The 23,256-nt window shown below is 72.2% G+C and carries 23 protein-coding genes and 1 riboswitch; of the genes, 18 read left to right on the top strand and 5 right to left on the bottom strand.

All coding sequences use genetic code 11. From position 1 onward, the window contains the following. Nucleotides 1–87: 87 nt before the first annotated feature. Nucleotides 88–756, top strand: coding sequence for a response regulator transcription factor (locus ACIBG4_RS03730; RefSeq protein ID WP_355447749.1), 669 nt, complete (start codon nucleotides 88–90; stop codon nucleotides 754–756). A gap of 52 nt (nucleotides 757–808) precedes the next feature. On the opposite strand, the gene ACIBG4_RS03725 is transcribed toward ACIBG4_RS03730, so the two are convergent. Then, the gene (locus ACIBG4_RS03725) at nucleotides 809–1,936 is read right to left on the bottom strand and encodes a phosphotransferase family protein (protein WP_397200517.1); all 1,128 of its coding nucleotides are present in this window, start codon (nucleotides 1,934–1,936) and stop codon (nucleotides 809–811) included. Between the two features lie 141 nt (nucleotides 1,937–2,077). Between ACIBG4_RS03725 and ACIBG4_RS03720 the strand changes: the two genes are divergently transcribed. From ACIBG4_RS03720 to ACIBG4_RS03680, 9 genes are all read left to right on the top strand, one after another. After that, on the top strand, nucleotides 2,078–3,400 hold the full coding sequence (locus ACIBG4_RS03720; RefSeq protein WP_397200516.1) for an NYN domain-containing protein: 1,323 nt from the start codon (nucleotides 2,078–2,080) through the stop codon (nucleotides 3,398–3,400). A 144-nt stretch (nucleotides 3,401–3,544) separates the two neighbouring features. Beyond that, nucleotides 3,545–4,519, top strand: coding sequence for an NlpC/P60 family protein (locus tag ACIBG4_RS03715; protein WP_397200515.1), 975 nt, complete (start codon nucleotides 3,545–3,547; stop codon nucleotides 4,517–4,519). Between the two features lie 448 nt (nucleotides 4,520–4,967). Next, a riboswitch (cyclic di-AMP (ydaO/yuaA leader) is annotated at nucleotides 4,968–5,126 on the top strand. 73 nt (nucleotides 5,127–5,199) lie between these two features. Next, nucleotides 5,200–5,727, top strand: coding sequence for a C40 family peptidase (locus ACIBG4_RS03710; protein ID WP_310715045.1), 528 nt, complete (start codon nucleotides 5,200–5,202; stop codon nucleotides 5,725–5,727). A gap of 104 nt (nucleotides 5,728–5,831) precedes the next feature. Further along, nucleotides 5,832–6,659, top strand: a complete 828-nt coding sequence (locus ACIBG4_RS03705; protein WP_397200514.1) for a hypothetical protein — start codon at nucleotides 5,832–5,834, stop codon at nucleotides 6,657–6,659. A gap of 9 nt (nucleotides 6,660–6,668) precedes the next feature. Continuing rightward, nucleotides 6,669–8,018 (top strand): M48 family metallopeptidase, encoded by a 1,350-nt coding sequence (locus ACIBG4_RS03700; RefSeq protein WP_397200513.1) that lies wholly within the window; start codon nucleotides 6,669–6,671, stop codon nucleotides 8,016–8,018. Then, on the top strand, nucleotides 8,015–9,115 hold the full coding sequence (locus tag ACIBG4_RS03695; protein ID WP_397200512.1) for a glycosyltransferase family 4 protein: 1,101 nt from the start codon (nucleotides 8,015–8,017) through the stop codon (nucleotides 9,113–9,115). Before ACIBG4_RS03700 ends, ACIBG4_RS03695 begins: the two co-directional genes overlap by 4 nt. A gap of 264 nt (nucleotides 9,116–9,379) precedes the next feature. Beyond that, a complete protein-coding gene (locus ACIBG4_RS03690) occupies nucleotides 9,380–10,675 on the top strand; it encodes an ABC transporter substrate-binding protein (protein ID WP_397200511.1) in 1,296 nt (431 codons plus the stop codon). A 7-nt stretch (nucleotides 10,676–10,682) separates the two neighbouring features. Beyond that, on the top strand, nucleotides 10,683–11,639 hold the full coding sequence (locus ACIBG4_RS03685; RefSeq protein WP_397200510.1) for a carbohydrate ABC transporter permease: 957 nt from the start codon (nucleotides 10,683–10,685) through the stop codon (nucleotides 11,637–11,639). Next, a complete protein-coding gene (locus tag ACIBG4_RS03680) occupies nucleotides 11,636–12,466 on the top strand; it encodes a carbohydrate ABC transporter permease (RefSeq protein WP_310714175.1) in 831 nt (276 codons plus the stop codon). Before ACIBG4_RS03685 ends, ACIBG4_RS03680 begins: the two co-directional genes overlap by 4 nt. 20 nt (nucleotides 12,467–12,486) lie before the next feature. Here the strand turns inward: ACIBG4_RS03680 and ACIBG4_RS03675 are convergent, their stop codons facing one another. Next, on the bottom strand, nucleotides 12,487–12,894 hold the full coding sequence (locus tag ACIBG4_RS03675) for a hypothetical protein (protein ID WP_397200509.1): 408 nt from the start codon (nucleotides 12,892–12,894) through the stop codon (nucleotides 12,487–12,489). A 318-nt stretch (nucleotides 12,895–13,212) separates the two neighbouring features. Beyond that, nucleotides 13,213–14,991 (bottom strand): AMP-dependent synthetase/ligase, encoded by a 1,779-nt coding sequence (locus ACIBG4_RS03670; RefSeq protein ID WP_397200508.1) that lies wholly within the window; start codon nucleotides 14,989–14,991, stop codon nucleotides 13,213–13,215. Between the two features lie 195 nt (nucleotides 14,992–15,186). Between ACIBG4_RS03670 and ACIBG4_RS03665 the strand changes: the two genes are divergently transcribed. The 7 genes from ACIBG4_RS03665 (at nucleotide 15,187) to ACIBG4_RS03635 (ending at nucleotide 21,111) form a co-directional block, all read left to right on the top strand. After that, the gene (locus ACIBG4_RS03665; RefSeq protein ID WP_397200507.1) at nucleotides 15,187–15,954 is read left to right on the top strand and encodes a metallophosphoesterase; all 768 of its coding nucleotides are present in this window, start codon (nucleotides 15,187–15,189) and stop codon (nucleotides 15,952–15,954) included. Between the two features lie 69 nt (nucleotides 15,955–16,023). Further along, nucleotides 16,024–16,461, top strand: coding sequence for an SRPBCC family protein (locus ACIBG4_RS03660; RefSeq protein WP_310714184.1), 438 nt, complete (start codon nucleotides 16,024–16,026; stop codon nucleotides 16,459–16,461). Then, nucleotides 16,445–17,665 carry an ArsA family ATPase gene (locus tag ACIBG4_RS03655; protein ID WP_310714186.1) on the top strand — a complete coding sequence of 407 codons (1,221 nt, stop codon included), beginning with the start codon at nucleotides 16,445–16,447 and terminating at the stop codon, nucleotides 17,663–17,665. The genes ACIBG4_RS03660 and ACIBG4_RS03655 overlap by 17 nt, the downstream gene beginning before the upstream one ends. Nucleotides 17,666–17,703: 38 nt before the next feature. Next, the gene (locus tag ACIBG4_RS03650) at nucleotides 17,704–18,270 is read left to right on the top strand and encodes a hypothetical protein (protein WP_397200506.1); all 567 of its coding nucleotides are present in this window, start codon (nucleotides 17,704–17,706) and stop codon (nucleotides 18,268–18,270) included. Between the two features lie 12 nt (nucleotides 18,271–18,282). Next, complete coding sequence (locus tag ACIBG4_RS03645; protein WP_310714189.1) at nucleotides 18,283–19,215, top strand: ROK family glucokinase; 933 nt, start codon at nucleotides 18,283–18,285, stop codon at nucleotides 19,213–19,215. Nucleotides 19,216–19,233: 18 nt separating this feature from the next. Then, nucleotides 19,234–19,956 (top strand): endonuclease/exonuclease/phosphatase family protein, encoded by a 723-nt coding sequence (locus tag ACIBG4_RS03640; RefSeq protein ID WP_397200505.1) that lies wholly within the window; start codon nucleotides 19,234–19,236, stop codon nucleotides 19,954–19,956. Nucleotides 19,957–20,004: 48 nt separating this feature from the next. Further along, nucleotides 20,005–21,111: a hypothetical protein gene (locus ACIBG4_RS03635; protein WP_397200504.1), complete on the top strand. Its 1,107-nt coding sequence runs from the start codon at nucleotides 20,005–20,007 to the stop codon at nucleotides 21,109–21,111. Nucleotides 21,112–21,138: 27 nt separating this feature from the next. On the opposite strand, the gene ACIBG4_RS03630 is transcribed toward ACIBG4_RS03635, so the two are convergent. Beyond that, on the bottom strand, nucleotides 21,139–21,594 hold the full coding sequence (locus ACIBG4_RS03630) for a hypothetical protein (RefSeq protein WP_397200503.1): 456 nt from the start codon (nucleotides 21,592–21,594) through the stop codon (nucleotides 21,139–21,141). Between the two features lie 46 nt (nucleotides 21,595–21,640). Next, on the bottom strand, nucleotides 21,641–22,399 hold the full coding sequence (locus ACIBG4_RS03625) for an alpha/beta fold hydrolase (protein WP_310714195.1): 759 nt from the start codon (nucleotides 22,397–22,399) through the stop codon (nucleotides 21,641–21,643). A gap of 146 nt (nucleotides 22,400–22,545) precedes the next feature. Here ACIBG4_RS03625 and ACIBG4_RS03620 point away from each other — a divergent pair, with 146 nt between their 5' ends. Then, entirely contained in the window at nucleotides 22,546–23,250 is a 705-nt protein-coding gene (locus ACIBG4_RS03620) for a lysophospholipid acyltransferase family protein (protein WP_397200696.1), read from the top strand. The last annotated feature ends 6 nt before the right edge of the window (nucleotides 23,251–23,256 follow it).

The following is a 23,256-nucleotide window of genomic DNA, read 5'->3' as shown; positions in this document are numbered from 1 at the left end:
GAGGGAGGAAGGGGCTGGTGTGAGGGTGGAATCGGTGGCCGTGGTGGGCGTCCGGACGGGTGGCGGGGGCCGGTCATGATGGACCCCATGACGATCAAGGTGCTCATCGTGGACGACGATCCGCTCGTCCGGGCGGGACTGGCGATGATCCTCGGCGGCGCGGACGACATCCGCATCGTCGGCGAGGCCGGTGACGGGTCCCAGGTGCCGCCGCTGGTCGCCGAGCACCGTCCCGACGTGGTGCTCATGGACATCCGCATGCCGGACGTCGACGGCCTCGCCGCCACCGAGGCGCTGCGCGCCACCAGGGAGCCGCCCGAGGTCGTGGTCCTGACGACGTTCCACGCCGACGCCCAGGTGCTGCGGGCGTTGCGGGCCGGGGCGGCGGGGTTCCTGCTGAAGGACATCGCGCCCGCCGAGCTGGTCGGGGCGATCCGGAAGGTGTCGGCGGGGGAGCCGATCCTGTCGCCGGCGGTGACCCGGCAGCTCATCACCCACGTGTCGGGCGGCGGCGCCGAGAGCCGCGCCGGGCGGGCCCGGGCGCTGCTCGACCGGTTGAGCGAGCGCGAGGGGGAGGTGGCGACGGCCGTCGGTCAGGGCCGGTCCAACGCCGAGATCGGGGCCGACCTGTACATGAGCGTCGCCACGGTCAAGGCGCACGTCTCGCGCATCCTCACCAAGCTGGGGCTCAACAACCGGGTGCAGATCGCCCTGCTGGTCCACGACGCCGGGTCGGGGGAGCACCGGCGCGGGTAGCGGGACGTGACCGCGCCGGGGGAGTGGTGCGGGGCCGGCCGTCCAGGGTGGGTCAGGCTTCCAGCATGCGTTCCAGGGTGCCGCGGTGCATGACCAGGTCGTCCGGGTCGTCCGGCATGGGCTGCTCGCCGAAGTGGACGCGGCGTCGCCACACCCGGGCCATGATCACCCCGTGCCTGAGCGCCGCGTACGTCAGGTGGAAGTCCATGTTCGCCGGCGTGTGACCCGTCAGCGCCTGGTACGTGCGGCACACGTCGTCCCCGCGCATGAAGTCCGGCAGCCCCGGCAGGCCGATCGCCTCCGTGAGGTCCTGGAAGAACCGGTGCAGGAAGATCATCCAGGCCAGGTCCAGCTCGCGCGGCCCCACGGCGGCCATCTCCCAGTCGAGCACGGCGACCGGCCGGAAGTCCCGGTACATCACGTTCCCGATGCGGGCGTCGCCCCAGGTGAGGACGTCGGGGCCCGGGTCGTCGGGCCAGTGCGCCTCCAGCCAGCCGAAGGCGCGCTCCAGCAGCGGGATCGGGTGGTCACCGTGCGCCCACGCGTAGTAGGCGCGCTGCGCGTCCACGTGCGCCCGCAGCCCGCCGCCCAGGGCCCGCTCCTCGCCGTACGAGGGCCGCTCGTCCGCGCGTGAGGGCCGTGCGCCGGTGGGGGACAGGACCGAGAGGTCCTCGCGGGTGAACGGCGCGTCGTGCAGCGCGGCGAGGAGCCGTACCGTCGCGTCCTGCAGGACGCGACGCCGTCCTGGCGGCGCGTCGAGCAGCCAGCCCTCGAACGTGTACGGCATGACGTCCGGCGGCACGTCCCCGTCCTCCCGCTCCATGACGAAGAACGGCGTGCCCAGCGGCGCCGGGTCCGGCTCGAACCACAGCGCCCTCGGCGCCGGGATCCCGGCCCGGTCCCGGGCCAGCCGCATCACCTCGAACTGGGCCCCCAGGTCATAACGGGGGAAGACGGGTACCGCCTCGGCCGCCGGCGCCAGCCGGGCCACGCACCGTGCGCGCCGCCGGCCCGGCCAGGAGGCGGTGAAGAAGACCGTCTCGCTGGACATGCCGTTGGCCGCGGGCCGCGAGAGCTCCGACACGTCGACCGGGCCGCCGGTGCGGCCGGCCAGCCAGGACGCCATCCGGTCGCGCAGCCGGCCCAGGTCACGGGTGGACGTCCGCATCTCCTCGGTCACGGCGGCCTCCTCGGGTGAGTTCCGGTCCCGCCCCAGTGGTATACCCCTAGCAAGCGCTTGTCCACGTGGGGCGAGCGTTACGGTCAGGTACGGGGCAGCCGTACCCTTGTCTGAAAGGGCATGTCACGAAGGGACAGTGGGATGAGCTCAGCGGGTGAAGGCCTGTCTCGCCCGCTTCCCGAGCCGGTGCGGCTGAACGTCGTCGACCTGGCAGCCCAGGTTCTCGGCTCGATGCCCGCTGCGTCCGTGCCGGCCCCGTTGCGGGGCATCGCCAAGTTCGACCCGCGCAAGCGCGCCCGGCTGGGCAGCGCCCCCATCGCCGCGCAGCTGGAGAACGACAAGGAGTTCCGCGAGCTGGTCGCCGAGTCGGTCGCGGCGGGCTGGCCGGAGCTGGCCGCCTCGCTGGTGGACGGCCACGTGCCGCCCGCCGCCGACCCCGTGCTCGTGGCGGCCGCCGCCTACCTCACCCGCCCGCCCGGCTGGGCCGACATGGTCGAGGCGGCCCGCGCCGACCTCGAACGGTCCGCCGTGGCCGCCGAGGGGTCCGAGCGTGAGGAGGTCGTGTCCCGGCTGCGCGAGCAGCTCGCCGCCCAGAAGAGCGCCGCCAAGGAGGAGACCGACCGGCTCCGTGAGCAGCTCAAGGCCGCCCGCGCGGAGAACTCCGACCTGCGCCGTCGCCTCCATGAGGCCCGGGAGAAGTCCAGGGAGGCGCAGCGGCGCGCCGAGGAGATGGAGCAGCTCGCCGAGGAGGCGCGGTCGACGGCCTCGGCGGCGGGCAGCGCGGGCGAGGCCGAGCTGCGGCGGTTGCGCGAGCGGCTGGCCGACGCCGAGAAACAGCTCGAAGCCTCGCGCCGGGCCGCCCGCGAGGGCCGCAGCATCGAGGACGCCCGCATCCGGGTGCTGCTCGACGCCCTCCAGGACGCCTCCGCCGGGCTGCGCAGGGAGCTGGCCCTGCCCACCATGATCAACAGGCCCGCCGACTCGGTGGCGGCCGTCACCGGCGAGCGTCCCAGCGTGCGCGGAGTGCCGGCCCGCGCGCTGGCCGACGACGACCCGCAGCTCCTCGACCAGCTCCTCGCACTGCCCCAGGTCCACCTGATCATCGACGGCTACAACGTGACCAAGGCCGGCTACGGCACCCTGACGCTGGCCGACCAGCGCAACCGGCTCATGACCGGGCTCGGCGGGCTCGTCGCGCAGACCCGCGTCGAGGTGACCGTGGTCTTCGACGGGGCCGAGCTGAACGCGCCGGTCCAGGTGGTGGCGCCGCGCGGGGTGCGCGTGCTGTTCAGCGCGCCGGGGGAGATCGCCGACGACCTCATCCGCCAGCTCGTCCGCGCCGAGCCGCCCGGCCGGGCCATCGCCGTGGTGTCCTCCGACCGCGAGGTGGCCGAATCCGTCCGCAGGATGGGCGCCCGCCCCGTACCGTCGGCACTGCTGCTCCGCAGGCTGGGCCGCGCGTAGACCGCGGGCCGGACCTTGAGTAGGGCGCGATCCGTAGCGGCCGGACGGCAAAGCGACGGTATAAGGAATCTGGCGTTTAGGTGAGATCAACACCTTAACTTCTGTACTATTTCGCCCCAGGTATGATCCCTTGGAGGCGACGCTGTGAGTTTGGGCCGGGTGCCGATGGTCGCGTGTCTCGCGATCGGGTTGCTGCTTTCGCCGACAGGTGGAGCCCAGGCCGCGCCGAAGCCCACGATCAAGCAGGCCAAGGCGAAGCTCGCCAAGCTCAACGACAAGGCCGACAAGGTCGTCGACCGCTACAACACGGCGACCGAGAACCACAAGAAGGCCCAGTCCGCCTACACCGAGCTCAACGACAGCTACAAGCGCAAGCTCGCGACCGTGGCCGACCTGCGCGAGCAGGTGATCTCGATGGCCGTCAGCAGCTACAAGCTGGGCCGCGACGTCACCTCCATGCCCGGCGTGATCGGCTCCGACGATCCCATGAACACCCTGGGCGGCCTCGCCCTGGCCGACCAGGTGACCCGGGAGCGCGCTGACAAGCTCACCGCCTTCGACCGGGAGAACCGCGGCCTCAAGGCCGAGCGTGACAAGGCCGAGGAGGCCCTGGCCGCCGCCGACAAGGAGCGCGACGCGGTCCGCAAGGAACGCGCCGAGGTCCTCAAGCTCATCGCCCAGCAGAAGAAGCTGCTCGACCGGCTCGGCGCCTACCGGGTGGGCGACCCCAACAGCACCGGCATCAAGTACACCGGCGCGGCCTCGGGCAACGCGGCGGCCGTGCTCCGGTTCGCGTACTCGCAGGTGGGCAAGCCGTACGTGTTCGGCGGCACGGGCCCCGGCGGCTGGGACTGCTCGGGGCTGACGCAGGCGTCGTGGCGCGCGGCCGGCGTCTCGCTGCCGCGCACCACCTGGCAGCAGTGGGCGTGGGGCGCCTCGCGCAGGGTGGCGCTGAACGCGCTGCAGCCCGGGGACCTCATCTTCAGCTCGGGGCTCGGCCACGTGAGCATCTACGCGGGCAACGGCCAGATCGTTCACGCGCCGCAGACGGGCGACGTCGTCAAGGTCGCCACCCTCTCCTCGTACGGCGGCGCCCTCGTCGGCGCCATCCGCCCGTAGCGCCACGCGGCGGGTCCTCTCACCCTGAACCGAAGACACTGCCTCGCTGTGGCGGGGCAGTGTAGCGGTCGTGCGCGCGTCTCGTGACGGGAACGTGAGTGAAGAACTGAAGCGGTCCGTGACCGGTCATGGTCACGTGGCCTGCCGTCCTGCCGGGGACAAACCTGACAAATGTGACGAAAGAGTCCTGACAGACGCCTGATTCGTCAATTGTGAGCAGAGTCACATTTGCGTAACGAATCATGGTGGCGAGCTGCGAGTCGTCACTTTACTGACACCTTATGGCGATCTTTACAGCTTGACCCGCGCTTTGCCGTTTCATGACATCTCGGCGTAACTTCTGGCGTCGCGGCGAACAAGCCATGGCGCCGCGAACCAACATCGGTCCCCCCGATGTGGACGAGATAGCAATCCATCGGTCGCCGCCGTAAATATCCGTACTTGTTGCGGTGGTGGCCTGCCGAGTCCGTGCAGCCAGGAGGCACGGAGCCGGGGACCCAGCGATCCCGAGCGGGATCAGGGGTGAATCGGCGCGTAACGCGCGCCGTAGGGCGACTTCCAGGCCCGAATCCGTCAGCTAACCCGGTAGGCGTTCGTGGAAGATCCAAGGAGAAATCCTGTCTACCCACTCGCACAACCCCCGTCTGTCCCGAATCGCCCTGAGCGGCGTCGCTCTCACCATGACCGTGACGGCCGGAGGTCTGGTCCTCCATGCTCCGGCGGCCCAGGCGGCAGGGACGACGAGCACCACGGCCGGTCTTTCCACGGTTTCGGCGGGCACGGCCGCCGCGTCCGTGAAGACGGCGGCCGGCAAGACGGCGAAGGCCTCCAAGGCCGTCCGGCAGCAGGCGAAGGCCCATACGGCCGTCGCCGTCGCCAAGGCGCAGATCGGTGACCCGTACCGTTACGGCGGCACCGGCCCTGGCGCGTTCGACTGCTCCGGACTGGTCCAGTACGCCTGGAAGAAGGCCGGCGTGAGCATTCCCCGCGTGACGAACAGCCAGTACGCACGCATCAAGAAGAAGGTCTCCTGGAAGAACCTCCAGCCGGGTGACCTGATGTTCTTCCGGGGGCTCGGTCACGTGGGCATGTACGTCGGCCACGGCAAGATGGTCCATTCGCCGCGGACAGGTCTGACGGTACGCGTCGAGAAGATCAGCGGATGGCGCAAGTCGTCGTTCGTGGGGGCGGTACGTCCCGGCCTGTGAGCACGCACGAAGACCCCGTCCCGGGTTGGGGACGGGGTCTTCGCGCGTTCGGGAACCAACAGCGGGCGGGTGGCCGGGTACGATCGGACAGCGTGTCCGCCCGGGTGAGTCGTCGAGCCCTGCTGGCGGGGGTGGCGCCCCTGCTCGCGCTGGCCGCCGCGTCCTCGCCGGCCCGTGACGCCCTTCAGGCGGATCGGCCCGATCGGGACGTCAGGCTCGGCGGGACGGGGGGCGAGCCGTGGCCCGGCGAGACGCGGGCGGCACGGGGCGCCCGATCACTCGTGCTGGGACACCGGGCCGATCCGAGCCTGCTCCAGGATCTCGCGCGCCGGGCCGACACCGCGGCGGAGCGCGTCTCCGGCGTTCTCCGCGTGTCCGTGCGGCCCCTCGTGCTCGTGCCCGCCTCCGCCGCCGAGGCCGCGCGCCTGGCCCGCGTGGCGGACGTCGAGGGGCTGGCCGCCGTGGCCGACGGAAGCCGCGTCATCGTGGTCCCCGGCACGTTCGGCCGCCTCACCCCCACCGGCCGCGACGTCGTGCTCACCCACGAGCTCACCCACGTCGCCGCCGGCACCGGCGGGCTCCCGCCGTGGCTGTACGAGGGATTCGCCGACTACGTCGCCTACCGCGACGCCGGCCTGAGCGTGCCGGTGGCCGCCGCCGAGCTGGCCGCGGAGGTCCGGGCGTCGCGGCCGCCGCGCCGGCTGCCCGAGCCCGGCGATTTCGCGCCCGGCTCGGCCCGGCTGGCGGCGGTCTACCAGGAGGCGTGGCTCGCCTGCCGGTACGTCGCCGAGCGGCGTGGGGAGGACACGCTGGTGAGGCTCTACCGTGATGCCAGGACGCGGGGCGCCGCCCGCGCGCTGGCCGCCGCCGGACTCCCGGCCGCGCGGCTGACGGCGGGGTGGCGCGCATACGTGCGTGAGAAGCTGGCGTAGGGGGATCATGTGACGAACGACGGCCAGGTGGGGGACGCGGCCCGCGGGGCGGACGCGCCCGGCACCGACGCGCCCGGCACCGACGCGACTCCGGGCGACAGCGCCACGGGGCATACCGCGGCGCGGCAGGCCGGTCTGGCGTGCGCCGGGCTGGGGATCGCGACCCTGGTCGTGGTGGCCGTCACGACGCCGTGGCGGGCGCTGCCGCCCTCCGCGCCGCACGTGGCCCCCGACCCCGCCCGTGACTTCAGCGCCGCCCAGATCGCGCACGCCGCCGCGTTCGACGCCGCCACCGGCGCGCCCGGCTACCTGTCGCTCGGCCTGAGCCTGCTCTTCGCCGGCCTGCTCGTCCTCACCCCGCTCGGCGGCCGGCTGCTCGGACGGCTCAGGGGCCCGTGGTGGCTGCGCGTCGTCCTGGGCGTGCTGCTGCTCACCGCGATCGTCGAGGCGGTCAGGTGGCCGCTCGGCATGTGGTTCGAGACCGAGCTGCGCGCGTACGGCCTGTCCACGCAGGACTGGGCGTCCTGGACGGGCGACCGCCTCAAGAGCATCGGCGTCAACGCCGCCGTGCTGTCCCTCACGATGGTGGTCCTGGTCTGGCTGGCGCGCAGGGTCCGGCGGTGGTGGATCCCGGCCGCCGTGGGCGCGTTCGCGCTGACCGTGGCGCTCTCGTTCGTCTACCCCGTGGTGGTCGAGCCACTGTTCAACGACTTCCGCCCCATGCCGCAGGGGCCGCTGCGCACGAGCCTGCTGCGGATGGCCGAGCGCGACGGCGTGCCGGTGGAGGACGTGCTCGTCGCCGACGCCTCCCGCCGCACGACCGCACTCAACGCGTACGTCTCGGGCTTCGGCGCCACCCGCCGGATCGTCGTCTACGACACGCTGCTGCGCGCCCCGGGCCCGCAGGTGGAGCTGGTGGTCGCGCACGAGCTCGGCCACGCCAAGAACGGCGACGTGCTCAGCGGGACGCTCGTCGGCGGGCTCGGCGCCGCCGCCGGCACCGTGCTGCTGTACCTGGCCTTCCAGCTCGTACGGCGGCGCACCGGAGTCGCCTCGGTGGCCGACCCCAAGGCCGTGGGCGCGCTGCTCGGCCTGATGAGCCTGGCCACCGTGCTGTCCGGCCCCGCCCAGAACGTCGTCGGCCGCCACGTCGAGGCCCGCGCCGACGTCCACGCCCTCGACCTGACGAGGGACCCGGCCACCTTCGTCGCCATGCAGAAACGCCTGGCGCTCACCAACATCTCCGACCTGTCACCCGATGCCGTGGAGTACGTGCTCTACGCGTCCCATCCCTCGACCCCGGAGCGCATCGCCCTGGCGCGCGCGTGGGCGCGGCTGAACGGCGTGCCCACGCCGTGACCCCACGCGTCGTCATCGTCACCAACGACTTCCCGCCGCGCCCCGGCGGCATCCAGTCCTTCGTCCACGGCCTGGCCGTGCGCACCCCCGGCGTGGCCGTCTACGCGCCCTCCTGGCCGGGCTGCGCCGAGTTCGACCGCCACCAGCCGTACCCGATCGTGCGCCACCCGACCTCGCTCATGCTGCCGACGCCCGCCGTCGCGCGCGCGCCGGCCCGGCTGGTGGCCGAGCACGGGGCGCGGACGGTGGTGTTCGGCGCGGCGGCCCCGCTCGGGCTGCTGGCGCCGCGGCTGCGTGCCGCCGGGGCGCGGCGGGTGGTGATGCTCACCCACGGCCACGAGGCGGCGTGGGCGGCCGGGCCCGGGTTCCGCTCGGTGCTGCGCCGCATCGGGGAGCACGCCGACGTGGTCACCTACCTGGGGGAGTACACGCGCGCCCGGCTGGCCGCCGCCATCCCCCCGGCCAAGCTCGTACGGCTGGCCCCGGGCGTGGACACCGGCCGGTTCCGTCCCGAGGCGGTGCCCGGCCGGGCCAAGGAGGAGCTCGGCCTGGCCGGCCGGCCGGTGGTGGTGTGTGTGTCCAGGCTGGTCCCGCGCAAGGGGCAGGACCTGCTGATCGCGGCCTGGCCGGAGGTGGTCGCGGCGGTCCCGGACGCCGTGCTGCTGCTGGTGGGCGGCGGCCCGTACCGTCGCCGGCTGGAACGGATGGCCGCCGGGCGGGAGTCGATCCGCTTCACCGGCACGGTCCCGGCCTCGGCGCTGCCCGGCTACTACGCGGCCGGCGACGTGTTCGCCATGCCGTGCCGTACCCGGTGGGGCGGGGTGGACGTGGAGGGGCTCGGCATCGTGTTCCTGGAGGCGTCGGCGACCGGGCTGCCCGTGGTGGCGGGCGCCTCCGGCGGGGCGCCCGACGCGGTGCGCCACGGCGAGACCGGCCTGCTCGTCGACGGGCAGGACACCGGCGAGGTGGCCGCGGCCCTGGCCGAGCTGCTCGGCGACCCCGAACGGGCCCGCAAGCTGGGCGCCGCCGGCCGCGACTGGACCACCCACGAGTGGTCCTGGGACCTGGTCGCCACCCGTTTCCAGACGCTCCTCTGAGCCGGTCACCCCCGGGTGGCGCCGCGCGTACGCCGGCGTCGCGTGACCACTCCGACCACTGTCCGCGCGCCATCGCGCCAGTGATCCTACCTTTGCCGCATTCAGGCTCGGCGTATCACCGATGTGCCTTGACAACAATGAGTGGGCGCACGTACAAGTGATCCTACCTATTGCGCGAAACAGGCGGCTGTCGCTCGTCCGGCGACGCGGTGCTCTCCCACAATGGTCGGATGAGTCGTGGTCTCCCTCGGAAGGGTGGCACGAGTGAACAAGCTCTTAGCGGCCGGTGCGATCACGGTCGCCGTGGCCCTGGCATCCAGCGGCTGCTCCAGCGGTACCTCCGGGACCGACCGGTCCTCGGCGCCCTCCTCGGAGGGCGGGAAACAGAAGGTCTCCTTCCTCGTCTTCCCCTCGCCCAACCTGCCCGAGTCGTACTGGAAGGCCCAGGTCGAGCTGGTCACCAAGGCCCACCCCGACCTGGACGTCGAACTGGTCGCCGCGCCGTCGGAGTCGGAGCGCAACGACTACGCCAAGCAGCTCGCCGCCTCCGGGCAGCTTCCCGACGTGCAGATCGGCATGCAGGACCTCGTCGCGCTGGAGTCGCACCTCGCCCCCTGGACCGAGGCCGAGCTCAAGGACTTCCTCTGCCCCACCTGCGGCGCGGTCAACGGCAAGGTCCTCCAGCTGCCGACCAACACGCAGACCATCCCGAACGTCTTCTACAACAAGAAGCTGTTCGCGCAGGCCGGCATCGCCGAGCCGCCCAGGACCTACGCCGAGCTGCTCGCCGCCGCCGAGAAGCTCAAGGCCAAGGGCATCGCCCCGTTCGTCAGCGGCGGCGCGTTCGTCACCTCCCAGCCGTGGACGGCGATCCTCGCCACCGACCTGTACGCCAGGACGCCCGACTGGATGGCCAGGCGGCGCGGCGGCCAGGCGACGTTCGCCGCCGACCCGGCCATGAAGGCCGCCACCCAGAAGTTCGCCGACCTCGCCGCCAAGGGCTACCTCGACAAGCGGCAGATCGGCCAGGACTACCCCAAGACCCAGGAGGCCTTCCTCGGCGGCAAGGGCGCGATGTACCCCATGGGCAGCTGGTTCGCCGCCGCGGCCGACCAGTCGGACATGAAGGACGACATCGGCGTGTTCGCCTGGCCCGGCGACGACGGGAGCCTGCACCTGCCGGCCTTCACCGGCGGCGGCCTGTCCGTCAGCGCCGACGCCCGCAACCCGGCCGCCGCCAAGGAGTTCGCGCTCGCCTTCCAGCTCACCAAGGAGAACCTCGACGCCTCGGTCAAGGCCGACGCGCTCTTCCCCGCCGTCAAGGACTACACCCCGCCCTCCGACACCGGACCCGTCTTCAAGGCCGTGTACGACCTGTGGCAGAAGGCGGTCACCGAGAAGGCCACCGTGCCCGCGTTCGGCTGGGAGGCCGGCGACGCGGCCATGCTGCCCGGCATGCAGGGCAAGTTCTGGTCCACCGCCCAGGACCTCGTCAGCGGCAGGAAGAACGTCGACCAGGCGCTCGCGTTCCTCGACACCGAATGGGAGAAGACCGGGTGACGATCTCTTGACGGCCGTCGACACCACCAGGCGCGGGCCCGGCCGCGCCACGTCGGGGAGCCCCGGCCGCCGGAGCGCACCCCGGCGGCCGGCCGGGCCGGGACTGTGGCACTTCCTGACCTTCGCCGCGCCCGGCACGCTCATCTACCTGTGCCTGGTGGTCCTGCCCATCGGGCTCAGCTTCGGCTACAGCCTCACCAACCAGGCGCTGCTGCGGCCCGACACGCAGATCGTCGGGCTGCGCAACTACCGGCTGCTGCTGCAGGACGAGACGTTCCTCGAGTCGCTGCGGGTCACCTCGATCCTGACCCTCATCGTGGTCATCGTGCCGAACGTGCTCGGCGTCGCCATCGCCGTGCTGCTCGACCGGCGCGGCTGGCTCTACAACGCGCTGCGCAGCGTGTTCTTCACCCCCATGGTGATCAGCTCCGTGGTCATCAGCGTCATCTGGACCCGCATCCTCGCCGACGACGGCCCCGTGAACCAGGCGCTGCGCGGCCTGGGCGTGGCCGAGCCGCCGGGCTGGCTGTCCGACCCCGGCCTCGCGCTCTACTCCCTGTCGTCCATCGTCTGCTGGCAGATGCTCGGCTTCTGCGTCGTCGTCTACCTCGCCGGTCTCCAGGGCGTGCCGCAGGAGCTGGCCGAGGCCGCCGCGATCGACGGCGCCGGCCCGGTGCGGCGCTTCCGCAGCGTCACCTGGCCGCTGCTCGCGCCCGCGCTCACCATCAACACCGTCGTGCTGCTGATCTCCGCGTTCAAGATCTTCGACCACGTCAAGGTCATCACCAACGGCGGCCCCGGCACCGGCACCACGGCCACCGTGGCGTTCGTCGTCCTCCAGGAGGGGTTCGTGGAGAACCGCACCGGCTACGCCTCAGCCGAGGCCATCGTCATGCTCGTCCTCATCGCCGCCCTGTCGGTCGTCACCCTGCGGTTCCTGCAACGACGGGAGGTGCAGCTGTGACCGGATCGCGCGCGCCGTGGCTGCGCCCCCTCGTCGCGCTGGCCGTCGGCGGCGTCTTCTTCATCCCGCTCTACATCGCGCTGATCAACGTCTTCAAGGACAGCCGGCAGGTCGCCGGCGGCGCCATGTCGCTGCCCGCGCCGCCCACCCTGGACAACCTGTGGCGCGTCCTGACCGGCCCCGACAGCCTCTTCTGGTCGTCGCTGCGCACCAGCGTGCTCGTCACCGGGCTGTCGATCGTCATCCTGACCCTGCTGTCGGCCATGCTCGGCCACTACCTGGCCCGGCGCTCGGCCTGGTGGTCCAGGGCCATCATGGTGCTGCTGCTGTGCGGGCTGATGATCCCGCCGCAGGTCATCCTCATCCCCATGACGCAGGTGCTGCGGGCCCTCGGCCTCATGTCCACGTTGCCGGGGCTCGTGCTGTTCAACGTCGGCTACTACGTGCCGTTCGGGGTCTTCGTCTTCTCGGGGTTCATGAAGGGCGTCCCGAGGGAGCTGGAGGAGGCCGCCGCCATCGACGGGGCCACGCGGTGGCAGACGTTCTGGCGGATCGTCTTCCCGCTGCTGCGTCCCGCCACGGCCAGCGTGCTCATCTTCCTCGGAGTGTGGATCTGGAACGACTTCATCAACCCGCTCATCATCTACGGGCCCCGCGAGGGCACCACCATCATGACCGGGATCTACAAGTCGCTCGGGCAGTACGCGGCGGACTTCGGCGGCATGTTCGCCCTGATGTTCCTGGCCACGTTGCCCGTCCTGGTGTTCTACCTGCTGCTGCAGAAGCAGTTCGTCAAGGGCCTCACGGGAGGCGCCACCAAGGGCTGACGCCTCCCGCGAGCCGGAGGCTAGTTGAGCTTGTCCTGGATGGTGACGAGGATGTCCATCATGGCGAACTGGGTCTGCTGCATCGTGCGCTGAGTGTCCTGCAGGACCGTCATTTGGTGCTGGAGGGTGGCGACCTTGGTGTCGACGGCCTGGACACCGTCCTCCAGGACCGTGAGCCTGCCGTCCAGGGCGGTCACCTTGCTGTCCAGGACGGCCACCTTGCCGTCCAGGGCGGTCACCTTGCTGTCCAGGACGGCCACCTTGCCGTCCAGGATGGTCAGCTTGCCGTCGAGGGCCTTGACGTAGTTGGCGACGCCGTTGATCCGCTCGGTCAGTTGCTGGCCGAGCTCCATCTGGTCGGCGCGGACCTGGATCAGCTGGTTCTCGATCGCCGTGCCGAACTGAAGCGCCGCGTCCTTGATGCTCAAGAGAATCTCCCCTACCTTCGTCGGTAGGGACCGGGGATGTACTAGATCTCCGGTCCCGATTTCTTGGGGCAAGAGTACTCAGGCGGATGAGGAATCCGAGCGCCTTTTCCCGGCGCCGATTCGACATTTTCGAGGCGTCTACCTGGGCAAACATCGAGATATCCGGAAAATGTCACCAGGCGTCGGGGGCCATCCCGCCGCGATACCGGACAGAAGTTCAGGCCAGTGTCGTGCAGGGCGGGACGGCGGCGAGCAGGTCGCCGCCTGCACGCATCCACCGGGGGGCCGGCTGAGCGGGCTCGACGACGACGTCATGGGTCAGGAGCCGTACAGGCGCTCCACGTCGGCGGCGAAGTCACGCAGGACGATGTTGCGCTTGATCTTGAGGGTCGGCGTCAGGTGCCCGCTCTCCTCGGTGATGTCGGCGTCCAGGATCGCGAACTTCTTGATCTGCTCCGCCTTCGACACCGTGGCGTTGGCCCGGTCGACCGCCTGCTGGATCTCGGCGCGCAGCTCCGGGTCGGCGCTCGGCTCCGTCGCCTTGCCGGTCCCTCCGCGCGTGGAGCGCCAGTGCTCCAGCGCCTCGGGGTCCAGCGTGACCAGGGCGCCCACGAACGGGCGGCCGTCGCCGACGACCACGGCCTGCGAGATGAGCGGGTGGGCCCGCAGCGCGTCCTCCAGCGGCCCCGGAGCGACGTTCTTGCCGGCCGCCGTCACCAGGATCTCCTTCTTGCGCCCGGTGATCCGCAGATAGCCGTCGGCGTCCAGCTCGCCCACGTCGCCGGTGTGGAACCAGCCGTCGCCGTCGAGGACCTCGCTGGTGGCCTCGTCGTTGTTCCAGTAGCCGCGGAAGACGTGGCGGCCCTTGGCCAGGATCTCGCCGTCGTCGCCGATGCGGATCGTCACCCCGGGCAGCGGCTTGCCGACCGTGCCGACCTTGTTGGCTCCGGGCATGTTGACGGTGCAGGGGGCGGAGGTCTCGGTCAGGCCGTACCCCTCGAAGACCTCGATGCCGGCGCCGCGGAAGAAGTGGCCGAGCCGCTCGCCGAGCGCGCCGCCGCCGCTCACGGCCGCCGACAGGCGCCCGCCGGTGGCCGCGCGCAGCTTGCCGTACACGAGCCGGTCGAACAGGGCGCGCCGCAGGCGCAGCCCGAGGGGCGCGCCGCCCGAGCTCTCGGCGCGGCTCCAGGCCACCGCCGTGTCGACGGCGCGGGCGAAGATCGCGCCCTTGCCGCCCGCGATGGCCTTCTGCTCGGCGCCGTTGTAGACCTTCTCGAACACCCGGGGCACGCCCAGCAGGAACGTCGGCCCGAACTCGACCAGGTCGGGCGCCACGTTCTTCATGTTCGGGGTGTGGGCCAGGACCGCGCCGGCCTCGACCAGCGCGACCTGGATCATGCGGGCGAAGATGTGCGCCAGCGGCAGGAACAGCAGCGCGGCCGGGGCCTCGCCGGTGAACAGCGGCTCCAGCGGCCCGCGCACCACGTTGCGCCCGGTGTAGAGCAGGTTGTCGTGGGTGATCCGGCAGCCCTTGGGGCGGCCGGTGGTGCCCGAGGTGTAGACGACGGTGGCGAGGTCGGCCCCGCACACCCGCCGGCGGCGCTCGGCCACGTCCTCGTCGGAGATCTCGGAGGCGCCGGGCAGGCCGTCGAGCGCGGCCTCGACCCGCCACAGGTCCTTCAGGCCGGGCGCGGCCTCGCGCACGGTCTCCTCGTGCGCGTCGAGCTCGACGAACGCCGCCCGGGCCGCGCTGTCGGTCAGGATCCACCGGATCTGCTCGGTCGAGGACGTCTCGTAGACGGGCACGAGCACCGCGCCCACCGACCAGACGGCGTAGTCGATCAGCGTCCACTCGTAGCGGGTGCGCGACACGAGCGCGACGCGGTCGCCGTGCTCGACGCCCGCCGCGATGAGCCCCTTGGCCAGGGCGACGACCTGGTCCCGCAGCTCCGCGGCGGTGACGGCGGCCCACGCGCCGTCCACCTTGCGCCGCATGACGACCCTGCCAGGCTCCCGCTCGGCCCTGTCGAACACCGTGTCGGGCAGGCTCGCGGTGGCAGGAACATCCACCAGCACGGGAACGCTGTACTCGCGCACGGACCAACTCCTCCAGGTGCACGCTTCGGGGACGGCCTGGACGTTACCGGGATAAGTTACCCATCGGTAGTCTCGTCATCCAGGCGTTATGAAGCAATTTCTCACGCTAGCAGCCGTCGATCGTGCGGCAGCCCGTTCGCAGCCGCCCGGAATTCCCGCCAGCGGTCCGCCGAAGGCGCGCCTAGGATCTTCGGCATGCGGGTTCACGTCATCAGCGATGTGCACGGCCGGGCCGACGCGCTGGCCGCCGCCGGAGCGGGCGCGGACGCGCTCGTCTGCCTGGGCGACCTGATCCTGTTCGTCGACTACGCCGACCACGCGCGGGGCATCTTCGCCGAGCTGTTCGGCGCCGAGCGGGCCGCGGAGTTCATCGGCCTGCGCACCGCCGGGCGCTTCGACGAGGCCCGCGCCATGTCCGCCCGCCTGTGGGCGAGCCTCGGCGGCGACCCGCGCGAGCACATCGAGGGCCGGGTGCGGGCCCAGTACGAGCGCCTGTTCGCGGCCATGCCCACGCCCGCCTACCTCACCTACGGCAACGTCGACATCCCGCGCCTGTGGGCCGACTACACGCGTGACGGCCACCGGGTGCTCGACGGCGAGAGCGTGGAGATCGGCGGCCTGCGGTTCGGGTTCGTCGGCGGCGGCCTGCGCACCCGCTACCGCACGCCGTACGAGATCAGCGACGAGGAGTACGCCGCGAAGGTGGAGGCCGTCGGCGAGGTCGACGTGCTGTGCTGCCACATCCCGCCCGCGGTGCCCCAGCTCCTGTACGACGTGGTCGCCCGGCGCTTCGAGCGGGGCAGCGAGGCCACGCTGGAGGCGATCCGCCGCACCCAGCCCCGCTACGCGCTCTTCGGCCACGTCCACCAGCCGCTGTACCGGCGCACCCGCATCGGCCGCACCGAGTGCGTGAACGTCGGCCACTTCCGGGGAACCGGCGTTCCGTACGTCCTCGAATGGTGATCGGCGAATGGTGATCAGCGGGGTCCGGCGGTCCGCCGCAAGGAGCGGATTCTGCATTACGGTGGTCGCATGGCTGATCGCACGACTTCGAGCATCGTCATCGACGCCGGCCGGGCCCGCGTCATGGCGATCATCGCTGACTTCCCCGCCTACCCCGAGTGGGCGGGCCAGGTGAAGAGCGCCGAGGTCCTGACCACGGGCGCCGACGGCAGGGCCGAGACCGTGCGCTTCGTCCTCGACGCCGGCGTGATCAGCGACACCTACACCCTCGGCTACACCTGGCACGACGACGAGAGCGTCTCCTGGCGGGTGGCCGAGCCGGGCAAGATGGTCGCCGAGCTGGCCGGAAGTTACCTCCTGGCCGAGGCGGGCACGGGCACCGAGGTGACGTACGAACTGGCGGCCGAGCTGAAGGTGCCGATGATCGGCATGCTGCGGCGCAAGGCCGAGAAGGTCATCGTGGACACCGCCCTCAAGGGCCTGAAGAAGCGTGTCGAAGGCCGCTGAGGTGGGGCCCCGGGTCCTGCTGTTCACCGGGAAGGGCGGCGTGGGCAAGACCACGGCCGCCGCGGCGACCGCCACGCTCGCCGCCCGGCGCGGCCTCAAGACACTGGTCGTGTCCACCGACACGGCCCACTCGCTGGCCGACGCGCTCGCCGTCGAGCCCGGCGAGGTCGCTCCCGGCCTGCACCTGCACCAGGTCGACACGCAGAAGTCCCTCGAACGCCACTGGGGCGAGCTGCGCGACTACGCCCGCGGCCTGCTCACCGAGCTCGGCCTGGACGAGATCACCTCCGAGGAGGTGACGGTCCTGCCGGGCGCCGAGGAGATCATCGCGCTGCTGGAGCTGCGCGAGCACGCCCGGTCCGGGGTCTGGGACGTCATCGTGGTCGACTGCGCGCCCACCGCCGAGACGCTGCGGCTGCTCGCCCTGCCCGAGGCGCTCGACTGGCACGTGAGCAGGCTGCTCCCCGTCGGCCGGAAGATCATGAAGCTCGCGTCGCCGTTCGTGCGGAGCGTCGCGCGCGTCAGCACCCCCGGCGACGAGGTGGTCGGCGCGGGCGAGCGCCTGCACCGCGCCCTGCTGGAGGTGCGCGAGCTGCTCACCGGCGACGGCGCGTCCGTGCGGCTCGTGCTCACGCCGGAGGCCGTGGTGCTCGCCGAGGCGCGGCGCACCCTCACCTCGCTCAACCTGTACGGCTACCGCGTCGACGCGGTCATCGCCAACCGGGTGTTCCCGGCCGGCGGCGCCGACGAGTGGCGGGCCCAGTGGGTGGACGCCCAGACGAGGCTGCTGGCCGAGGCCGAGGAGTCGTTCGCGCCGCTGCCCGTGCACGCCGTGCCGTACCTGCCGGCCGAGCCCGTGGGCGTCGACGCGCTGGCGGCCGTCGGCGAGCGCCTGTACGGCGACGCCGACCCGTTCGGGCCGCCCCGCGTGCGCCCGCCGCTGCGGCTGGCCGCCGACGAGCTGGAGCTCGACCTGCCCGGCGCCGACCGCGACGACGTCGACCTGGCGCGCAAGGGCGACGAGCTGATCGTCACCGCGGGGCCGTACCGGAGGATCCTGGCGCTGCCGGTGGCGCTGGCCCGCAGGGAGATCGCCGGCGCGGTGCTCCTCGACGGCGTCCTGCGGGTACGGTTCAGCTCGGGAGCCCGATCCGGCGCGACGAGCGGATCCGGCGGCCACGACGAGGGGCCGGCCGCCACGTGAGCGAGACGGGCGGACGCTCCGGAGCCAGGGAGGGCCAGATGACCGAGAACAACGACAGGGACCCCCGCGAGAGGGACTCCCGCGACAGAGACGCCGGCGCCACCGACCCCCACGGGGATCCACTCCGCGACGCGATCAACCGCGACGCGCGCGACCGCGACGGGACCGGCCGCGACGCGGGCGGCCGGGACGGGACCGGCCGGGACCCGCTGGGCCGTGACCCGATCGGCACGGTCGCGGACGAGGCGCGCAAGCTGTTCGACACGATCCAGGGACGCGCCACCCGCCAGGTCGGCCGGACGGTGCTCAACTCCTTCGCCGGCGGCTCGTTCGGCGGCGGGCGCAAGGAGAAGGACGTGTGGGGCGAGGCCGTCTCCGAGCCTCACGACGAGTACATCTGCCGCGCCTGCCCGGTGTGCCGGGCCATCGCGGCCCAGCGCGAGTCCGGCAGCGACGTGACCGGCCACCTCGTGGCGGCGGGCGGCGAGCTGTTCGCCGCATTCCGGCAGACGCTGGACGCGTTCAGCAAGCCGGCCTCCCCCCGTAGGTCGCGCGACGACAGCGAGCGCGGGCACGATACCGTGCAGCACATCGACCTGGGATAGGAGGCTGCGGCAATGCTCACGATCGGCGTGGACATCGGCGGCACGAAAGTCGCGGCGGGTGTCGTCGACGAGAACGGCACGATCGTCGAGCAGGCGTTGCGCAAGACACCGGCCGACCGGCCCGACCTCATCGCCGAGACGGTCGCGGACGTGGTCCGCGAGCTGGCCGAGGGCCGGGAGATCGAGGCCGTCGGCGTCGGCGCCGCCGGCTTCGTGGACGAGACGCGGTCCGTCGTCCGCTTCGCGCCCAACCTCGCCTGGCGGGAGGAGCCGCTGCAGAAGAAGATCAGCGGCATGGTCGGCCTGCCCGTGGTGATCGAGAACGACGCCAACGCGATGGCCTGGGGCGAGACGCGGTTCGGCGCGGGCCGCGGGCAGTCCCACATCGTCTGCCTCACGGTCGGCACCGGCATCGGCGGCGGCCTGGTCTTCGACGGCGTCCTGTTCCGCGGCCACTGGGGCATGGCGGCCGAGCTCGGCCACATGCAGGTCGTGCCCGAGGGGCGGCAGTGCGGCTGCGGCCAGCACGGCTGCTGGGAGCAGTACGCCAGCGGCAACGCGCTGGTCATGGAGGCCAGGCGCATCGCCGAGGAGCAGCCCGAGCGCGCCGAGATCCTGCTCGGCCTGGCCGGCGGCAAGATCGAGGGCGAGGAGGTCACCGAGGCGGCCCGGCGCGGCGACGAGGCGTCGCTGGCGGCGTTCGCCACCCTCGCCGACTGGCTCGGCCAGGGCATGGCCGACCTCGCCGCCGTCCTCGACCCGGGCTGCTTCATCGTGGGCGGTGGCGTGTCCCGCGCCGCCGACCTGTTCCTCGACCGCGCCCGCGAGACGTTCGCCCGGCGGCTGACCGGCCGCGGGCACCGGCCGCTCCCCGAGATCCGCCTGGCCGAGCTGGGCGCCGCCGCCGGGATGGTGGGCGCCGCCGACCTGGCCCGGCATCGCTGACGGGATGACGGTCCGTCCGTGACGGTCAGGCTGGCGACCTACAACGTCCGGGGGATGAAGGACAGCGTCCCCGCGCTCACCCGGGTGATCGGCGCGCTCCGCGCCGACCTGCTGTGCGTCCAGGAGGCGCCGCGGCTGCTCGGCTGGCGCAGCCGGCGGGAGGCGCTGGCGAGGTCGTGCGGGCTGCGGGTCGTGGCCGGGCGGCGGCTCGGCGGCGTGGCCGTGTTCGCCGCGCCCCGGGTACGGCTGATCGACGCCCAGAGCCACGTACTGCGGATCTTCGCCGGCCTGGAGGCGCGTGGCCTGGCCATCGCCGTCGTCGAGGTGGAGGGTGCGCGGCTGGCCGTCGGCTCCACGCACCTCGACCTGAACGGCGCGGCCCGGCTGCGCCACGTCACCGAGGCGATGGCGCTGCTGGAGGCGGCGGCGGCCCGGTTCGGCGCGGCGCCGGTCCTGTGCGGCGACTTCAACGAGCGCGACCACCAGCCGGCCTGGCGCTACGCCGCCACCCGCCTCACCGACTGCTACCCGGCGGCGCCGCGGGGCGACGGGCCGACCTTCACCGCCAGGCACCCCCAGGCGCGCATCGACGCGGTCTTCGCCTCTCCTGACCTGCGGGTTCACGCCTGCGGAGGGGCGGAGGCCGCCCCGGCCGACCTGGCCGCGGCCTCGGACCACCTGCCGGTGGTCGCGGAGCTGGAATCGGGGGCTGGGCTCCGGGGACCTGTCATGAACCCGTAGCATTTGCTCATGACCCGTCGCTTCCGGCGGTGTGCGCTTTCCTTGATCATGGCGACGCCCTTGGCCTGGTCCCAGGTCACGCCCGCCGCGCATGCCGAGCCACGCCCCGCCTCCGTGGAGGCGTGGCAGCACTCGACGAGCGCGCGCCTGATCGCCGACGGCTCGCTGTCCGACGTGGCCGCCCTGTCCGCCGACGACGTGTGGGCGGTGGGGCAGCAGGAGATCTGGGACGTCTGGAAGAACCGCGGCACGATCCGCCACTGGGACGGCGCCCGCTGGGCCGAGGTGGCGATCCGCGACGCCAGCGGCGCGGGAAACCTGCGTGGCGTCGCCGCCGCCTCGTCCTCCGACGTGTGGGCCGTGGGCGACGGCCACGACGGCGTCCCGTACATCGCGCACGGCGACGTCAACGGCTTCGACCGGGTACGGGCCCCGGGCCTGTGGGCCGGCGACTGGCTCGGCGGGGTCGACGCCCGGCCCGGCCGGGTGGTCGCCGTGGGCCGCGGCAAGACCCGCGACCCCGACCCGAAGAAGAAGGACTGGACGGTCGGGCTCATCGTCACCGGGCAGGGCGGCAGGTGGACCGTCCAGGAGACCGAGATCGAGGGCGCCCTCTACGCGGTGTCCGAGGGGTTCGCGGTGGGCGACACCGGCAGCCAGCCGCTGATCATGCACGAGTCGGGCGACACCTGGAAGGCCATGCCGGTGCCCGACGTGCCCGGCGGCTACCTGCGCGACGTCCAGGTCGACGGCGGCAAGCGGGCCATGGCCGTCGGCGGCGTCTACCACGGGCCCAGCGACGTCGAGCCGCTCGTGATGTCGTGGGACGGCAAGCACTGGCGGCGCGTGCCGCTGCCCGGCACCGACGCCCGCCTGTACGGGGTGACCGGCGACGGCAAGGGCCGCTACTGGATCTCCGGCTACGACCCGTCCCATGAGACGGAGCCGTTCATGATGCGCTGCGAGAAGGGCGACTGCGAGATCATCCGGGGCGCGGCCGCGGAGGGCAGGAGCAGCGTGCGGCTGCAGGCCGTCACCTACCTGCCCGGCAAGGGCGCGGTGTGGGCCGTGGGTCACGCCGTCGACGCGGCCGACCGCTACACCGACGTGGTGGAGACCTTCGGCCCGGGCGGCTCGTCGCCGAAGGACTCCTGAACCGCGTTCCGCCCCTGCTGACCGGAGCTAGAGGACGGCTCCGTCGTCCCAGCCGGAGTCGTTCGGCGGGCCGTCCCCCATGCGGACCACCAGCGCCACGAAGCCGCCGATGAACGCCGCCACCGCCGTGAACAGCGCCCAGCCCTCCATCCGCCAGTCGGCCATCGCGGCCAGCAGCAGGTAGGCGGGCCCGCCGAACAGCCCCGCCCAGGCCAGCTTGGTGGTCAGGTCGAGCTTGGGCAGCGGGGGAGGGGGCGGCGGCTCGAAATGGCCCTCGTCGTCCTCATCGTCGCGCTCGTCCCGCTCCGGCTCCGCTTCCTCGGCCGGCGCGGGCTCCGCGGGCTGGATCACCCGGTGCGTCTGGTCGAGGGGGACGTTCTCGCTGTCCGGCCACGGCTGATCGGCCGAGTCGCGCTCGGCGGTGTCGTTGAAGGACGCGACGATCTGCCGCCAGACCTCGTCCTCGTCACTCTGGGGCGTCACCTAGATGGGCCTCTCCGCAGCGATCGCGACTTCCCCCTGGGTGCGATCAGTCCCTCTGCAAGGGTACCGAGGCATGTGTCCTGATGAAGCCGAGGCTACCGGCAAAGATCCTGTCGGCATCGTTGTCGAGCGTCGCAACATGGTAGCTATCCGTAAGCTCCTCGATCGTGGCCTGTGGGACCTTCTGCCGGATGACGGCCACGCTGGTGGGTTTCACCACATGGTCGTCGGTGCTGTGGAACACCAGCAGCGGCTGTGTCACCCGGGCGAGGTCGGCCTGCACCAGCGACCACAGTCCCGGCAGCGAGGCGGCCGCCTTCACGGGGGTGCGCGTGTACGCCAGCTCGGTCACGCCCGGCTTCTTCACGTCGTTCGCCACCCCGGGCACCGACGGCACGAACCACTTGAGCAGCGGGGCCAGCCTCATCAGCGGCACGTCGTTCGCGATCGACGGGTTGACCACCACCACCCCCTTGATCGCGTCGCCGTGCACCTCGGCCAGCCGCAGCGCCAGGCAGCCGCCCAGCGACAGGCCCGCCACGAACACCTCGGCGCAGCGCCCCTGGAGGTCCTCGAACGCCTTCTCCACCTCGGCGTACCAGTCCTCCCAGCGGGTGTGGTTCATCTCCTGCCAGGTCGTGCCGTGGCCCGGCTGGCGGGGCAGCGAGACGCTCAGGCCGTGCTCCGCGAGGAACTCCGCCCACGGCCGCAGCGACTGCGGCGTGCCGGTGAACCCGTGGCAGAGCAGCACGCCGATCTGGCCTGCTTCGTGATGGTACGGCTCCGCGCCTGGCATGAGCGGCATAACAGCTCCTCGAAGGGATTTCATCCCGGAACTGCCCGATCGTCGCACGATCCAGGCCCTTTGTGCGAGAGGTGGGTAGGAGCATCGAGTCTGAGATGCGAAGATGACGTTGCTCACAGATGAAGCGCAGAGGAAGAGGTGGCCGGGTGTTCTACTGGGTGGTCAAGGCCATCTTGGGGCCGTTCCTCCGTCTCGTGTTCCGGCCCTGGACCGAGGGTGCGGACAACGTGCCCAAACAGGGGCCGGTCATCCTCGCCGGCAACCACCTGTCGTTCGCCGACCACTTCTTCGGCCCGCTGCAGCTGCGCCGTAAGGTCATCTCGCTGGGCAAGTCGGACTACTTCACCGGCCGGGGCGTCAAGGGCTTCTTCACGCGGCTGTTCTTCAGCGGCGTGGGCACCGTGCCGATCGACCGCTCCGGCGGCAAGGCCAGCGAGGCGGCGCTGCGCACCGGCCTGCGGGTGCTGCGCGAGGGCCACATCCTCGGCATCTACCCCGAGGGAACCCGCTCGCCCGACGGCCGCCTCTACAAGGGCAAGACGGGCGTCGCCCGGCTCGCGCTGGAGTCACGCGCCCCGGTCATCCCGTGGGCCATGGTCAACACCTTCGAGATGATGCCCCCCGGCCACCCGCTGCCCAAGCTGGGCATCCGGCCGGGCGTCCGGTTCGGCAAGCCGCTCGACTTCTCCCGCTACTACGGGATGGAGGACGACCGGCTGGTCCTGCGGGCGGTGACGGACGAGATCATGTACGCGCTCATGGAGCTGTCGGGCCAGGAGTACGTCGACAAGTACGCGGCCAGCGCCAAGGTCGAGATGGAGCGCGCGGCCCGGGCCGCCGCCAAGCACTGACCTTCG

It is taken from the genome of Nonomuraea sp. NPDC050383, from assembly GCF_044459125.1.
GTDB lineage: Bacteria > Actinomycetota > Actinomycetes > Streptosporangiales > Streptosporangiaceae > Nonomuraea.
This window is presented reverse-complemented; position numbering and strand designations above follow the sequence as displayed.

Coding starts and splice junctions, on each gene's coding strand:
- ACIBG4_RS03665 (WP_397200507.1), top strand. CDS start 15,187: ATGCGGGTTCACGTCATCAGCGATGTGCACGGCCGGGCCGACGCGCTG.
- ACIBG4_RS03650 (WP_397200506.1), top strand. CDS start 17,704: ATGACCGAGAACAACGACAGGGACCCCCGCGAGAGGGACTCCCGCGAC.
- ACIBG4_RS03720 (WP_397200516.1), top strand. CDS start 2,078: ATGAGCTCAGCGGGTGAAGGCCTGTCTCGCCCGCTTCCCGAGCCGGTG.
- ACIBG4_RS03635 (WP_397200504.1), top strand. CDS start 20,005: ATGGCGACGCCCTTGGCCTGGTCCCAGGTCACGCCCGCCGCGCATGCC.
- ACIBG4_RS03660 (WP_310714184.1), top strand. CDS start 16,024: ATGGCTGATCGCACGACTTCGAGCATCGTCATCGACGCCGGCCGGGCC.
- ACIBG4_RS03625 (WP_310714195.1), bottom strand. CDS start 22,399: ATGCCGCTCATGCCAGGCGCGGAGCCGTACCATCACGAAGCAGGCCAG.
- ACIBG4_RS03710 (WP_310715045.1), top strand. CDS start 5,200: ATGACCGTGACGGCCGGAGGTCTGGTCCTCCATGCTCCGGCGGCCCAG.
- ACIBG4_RS03645 (WP_310714189.1), top strand. CDS start 18,283: ATGCTCACGATCGGCGTGGACATCGGCGGCACGAAAGTCGCGGCGGGT.
- ACIBG4_RS03730 (WP_355447749.1), top strand. CDS start 88: ATGACGATCAAGGTGCTCATCGTGGACGACGATCCGCTCGTCCGGGCG.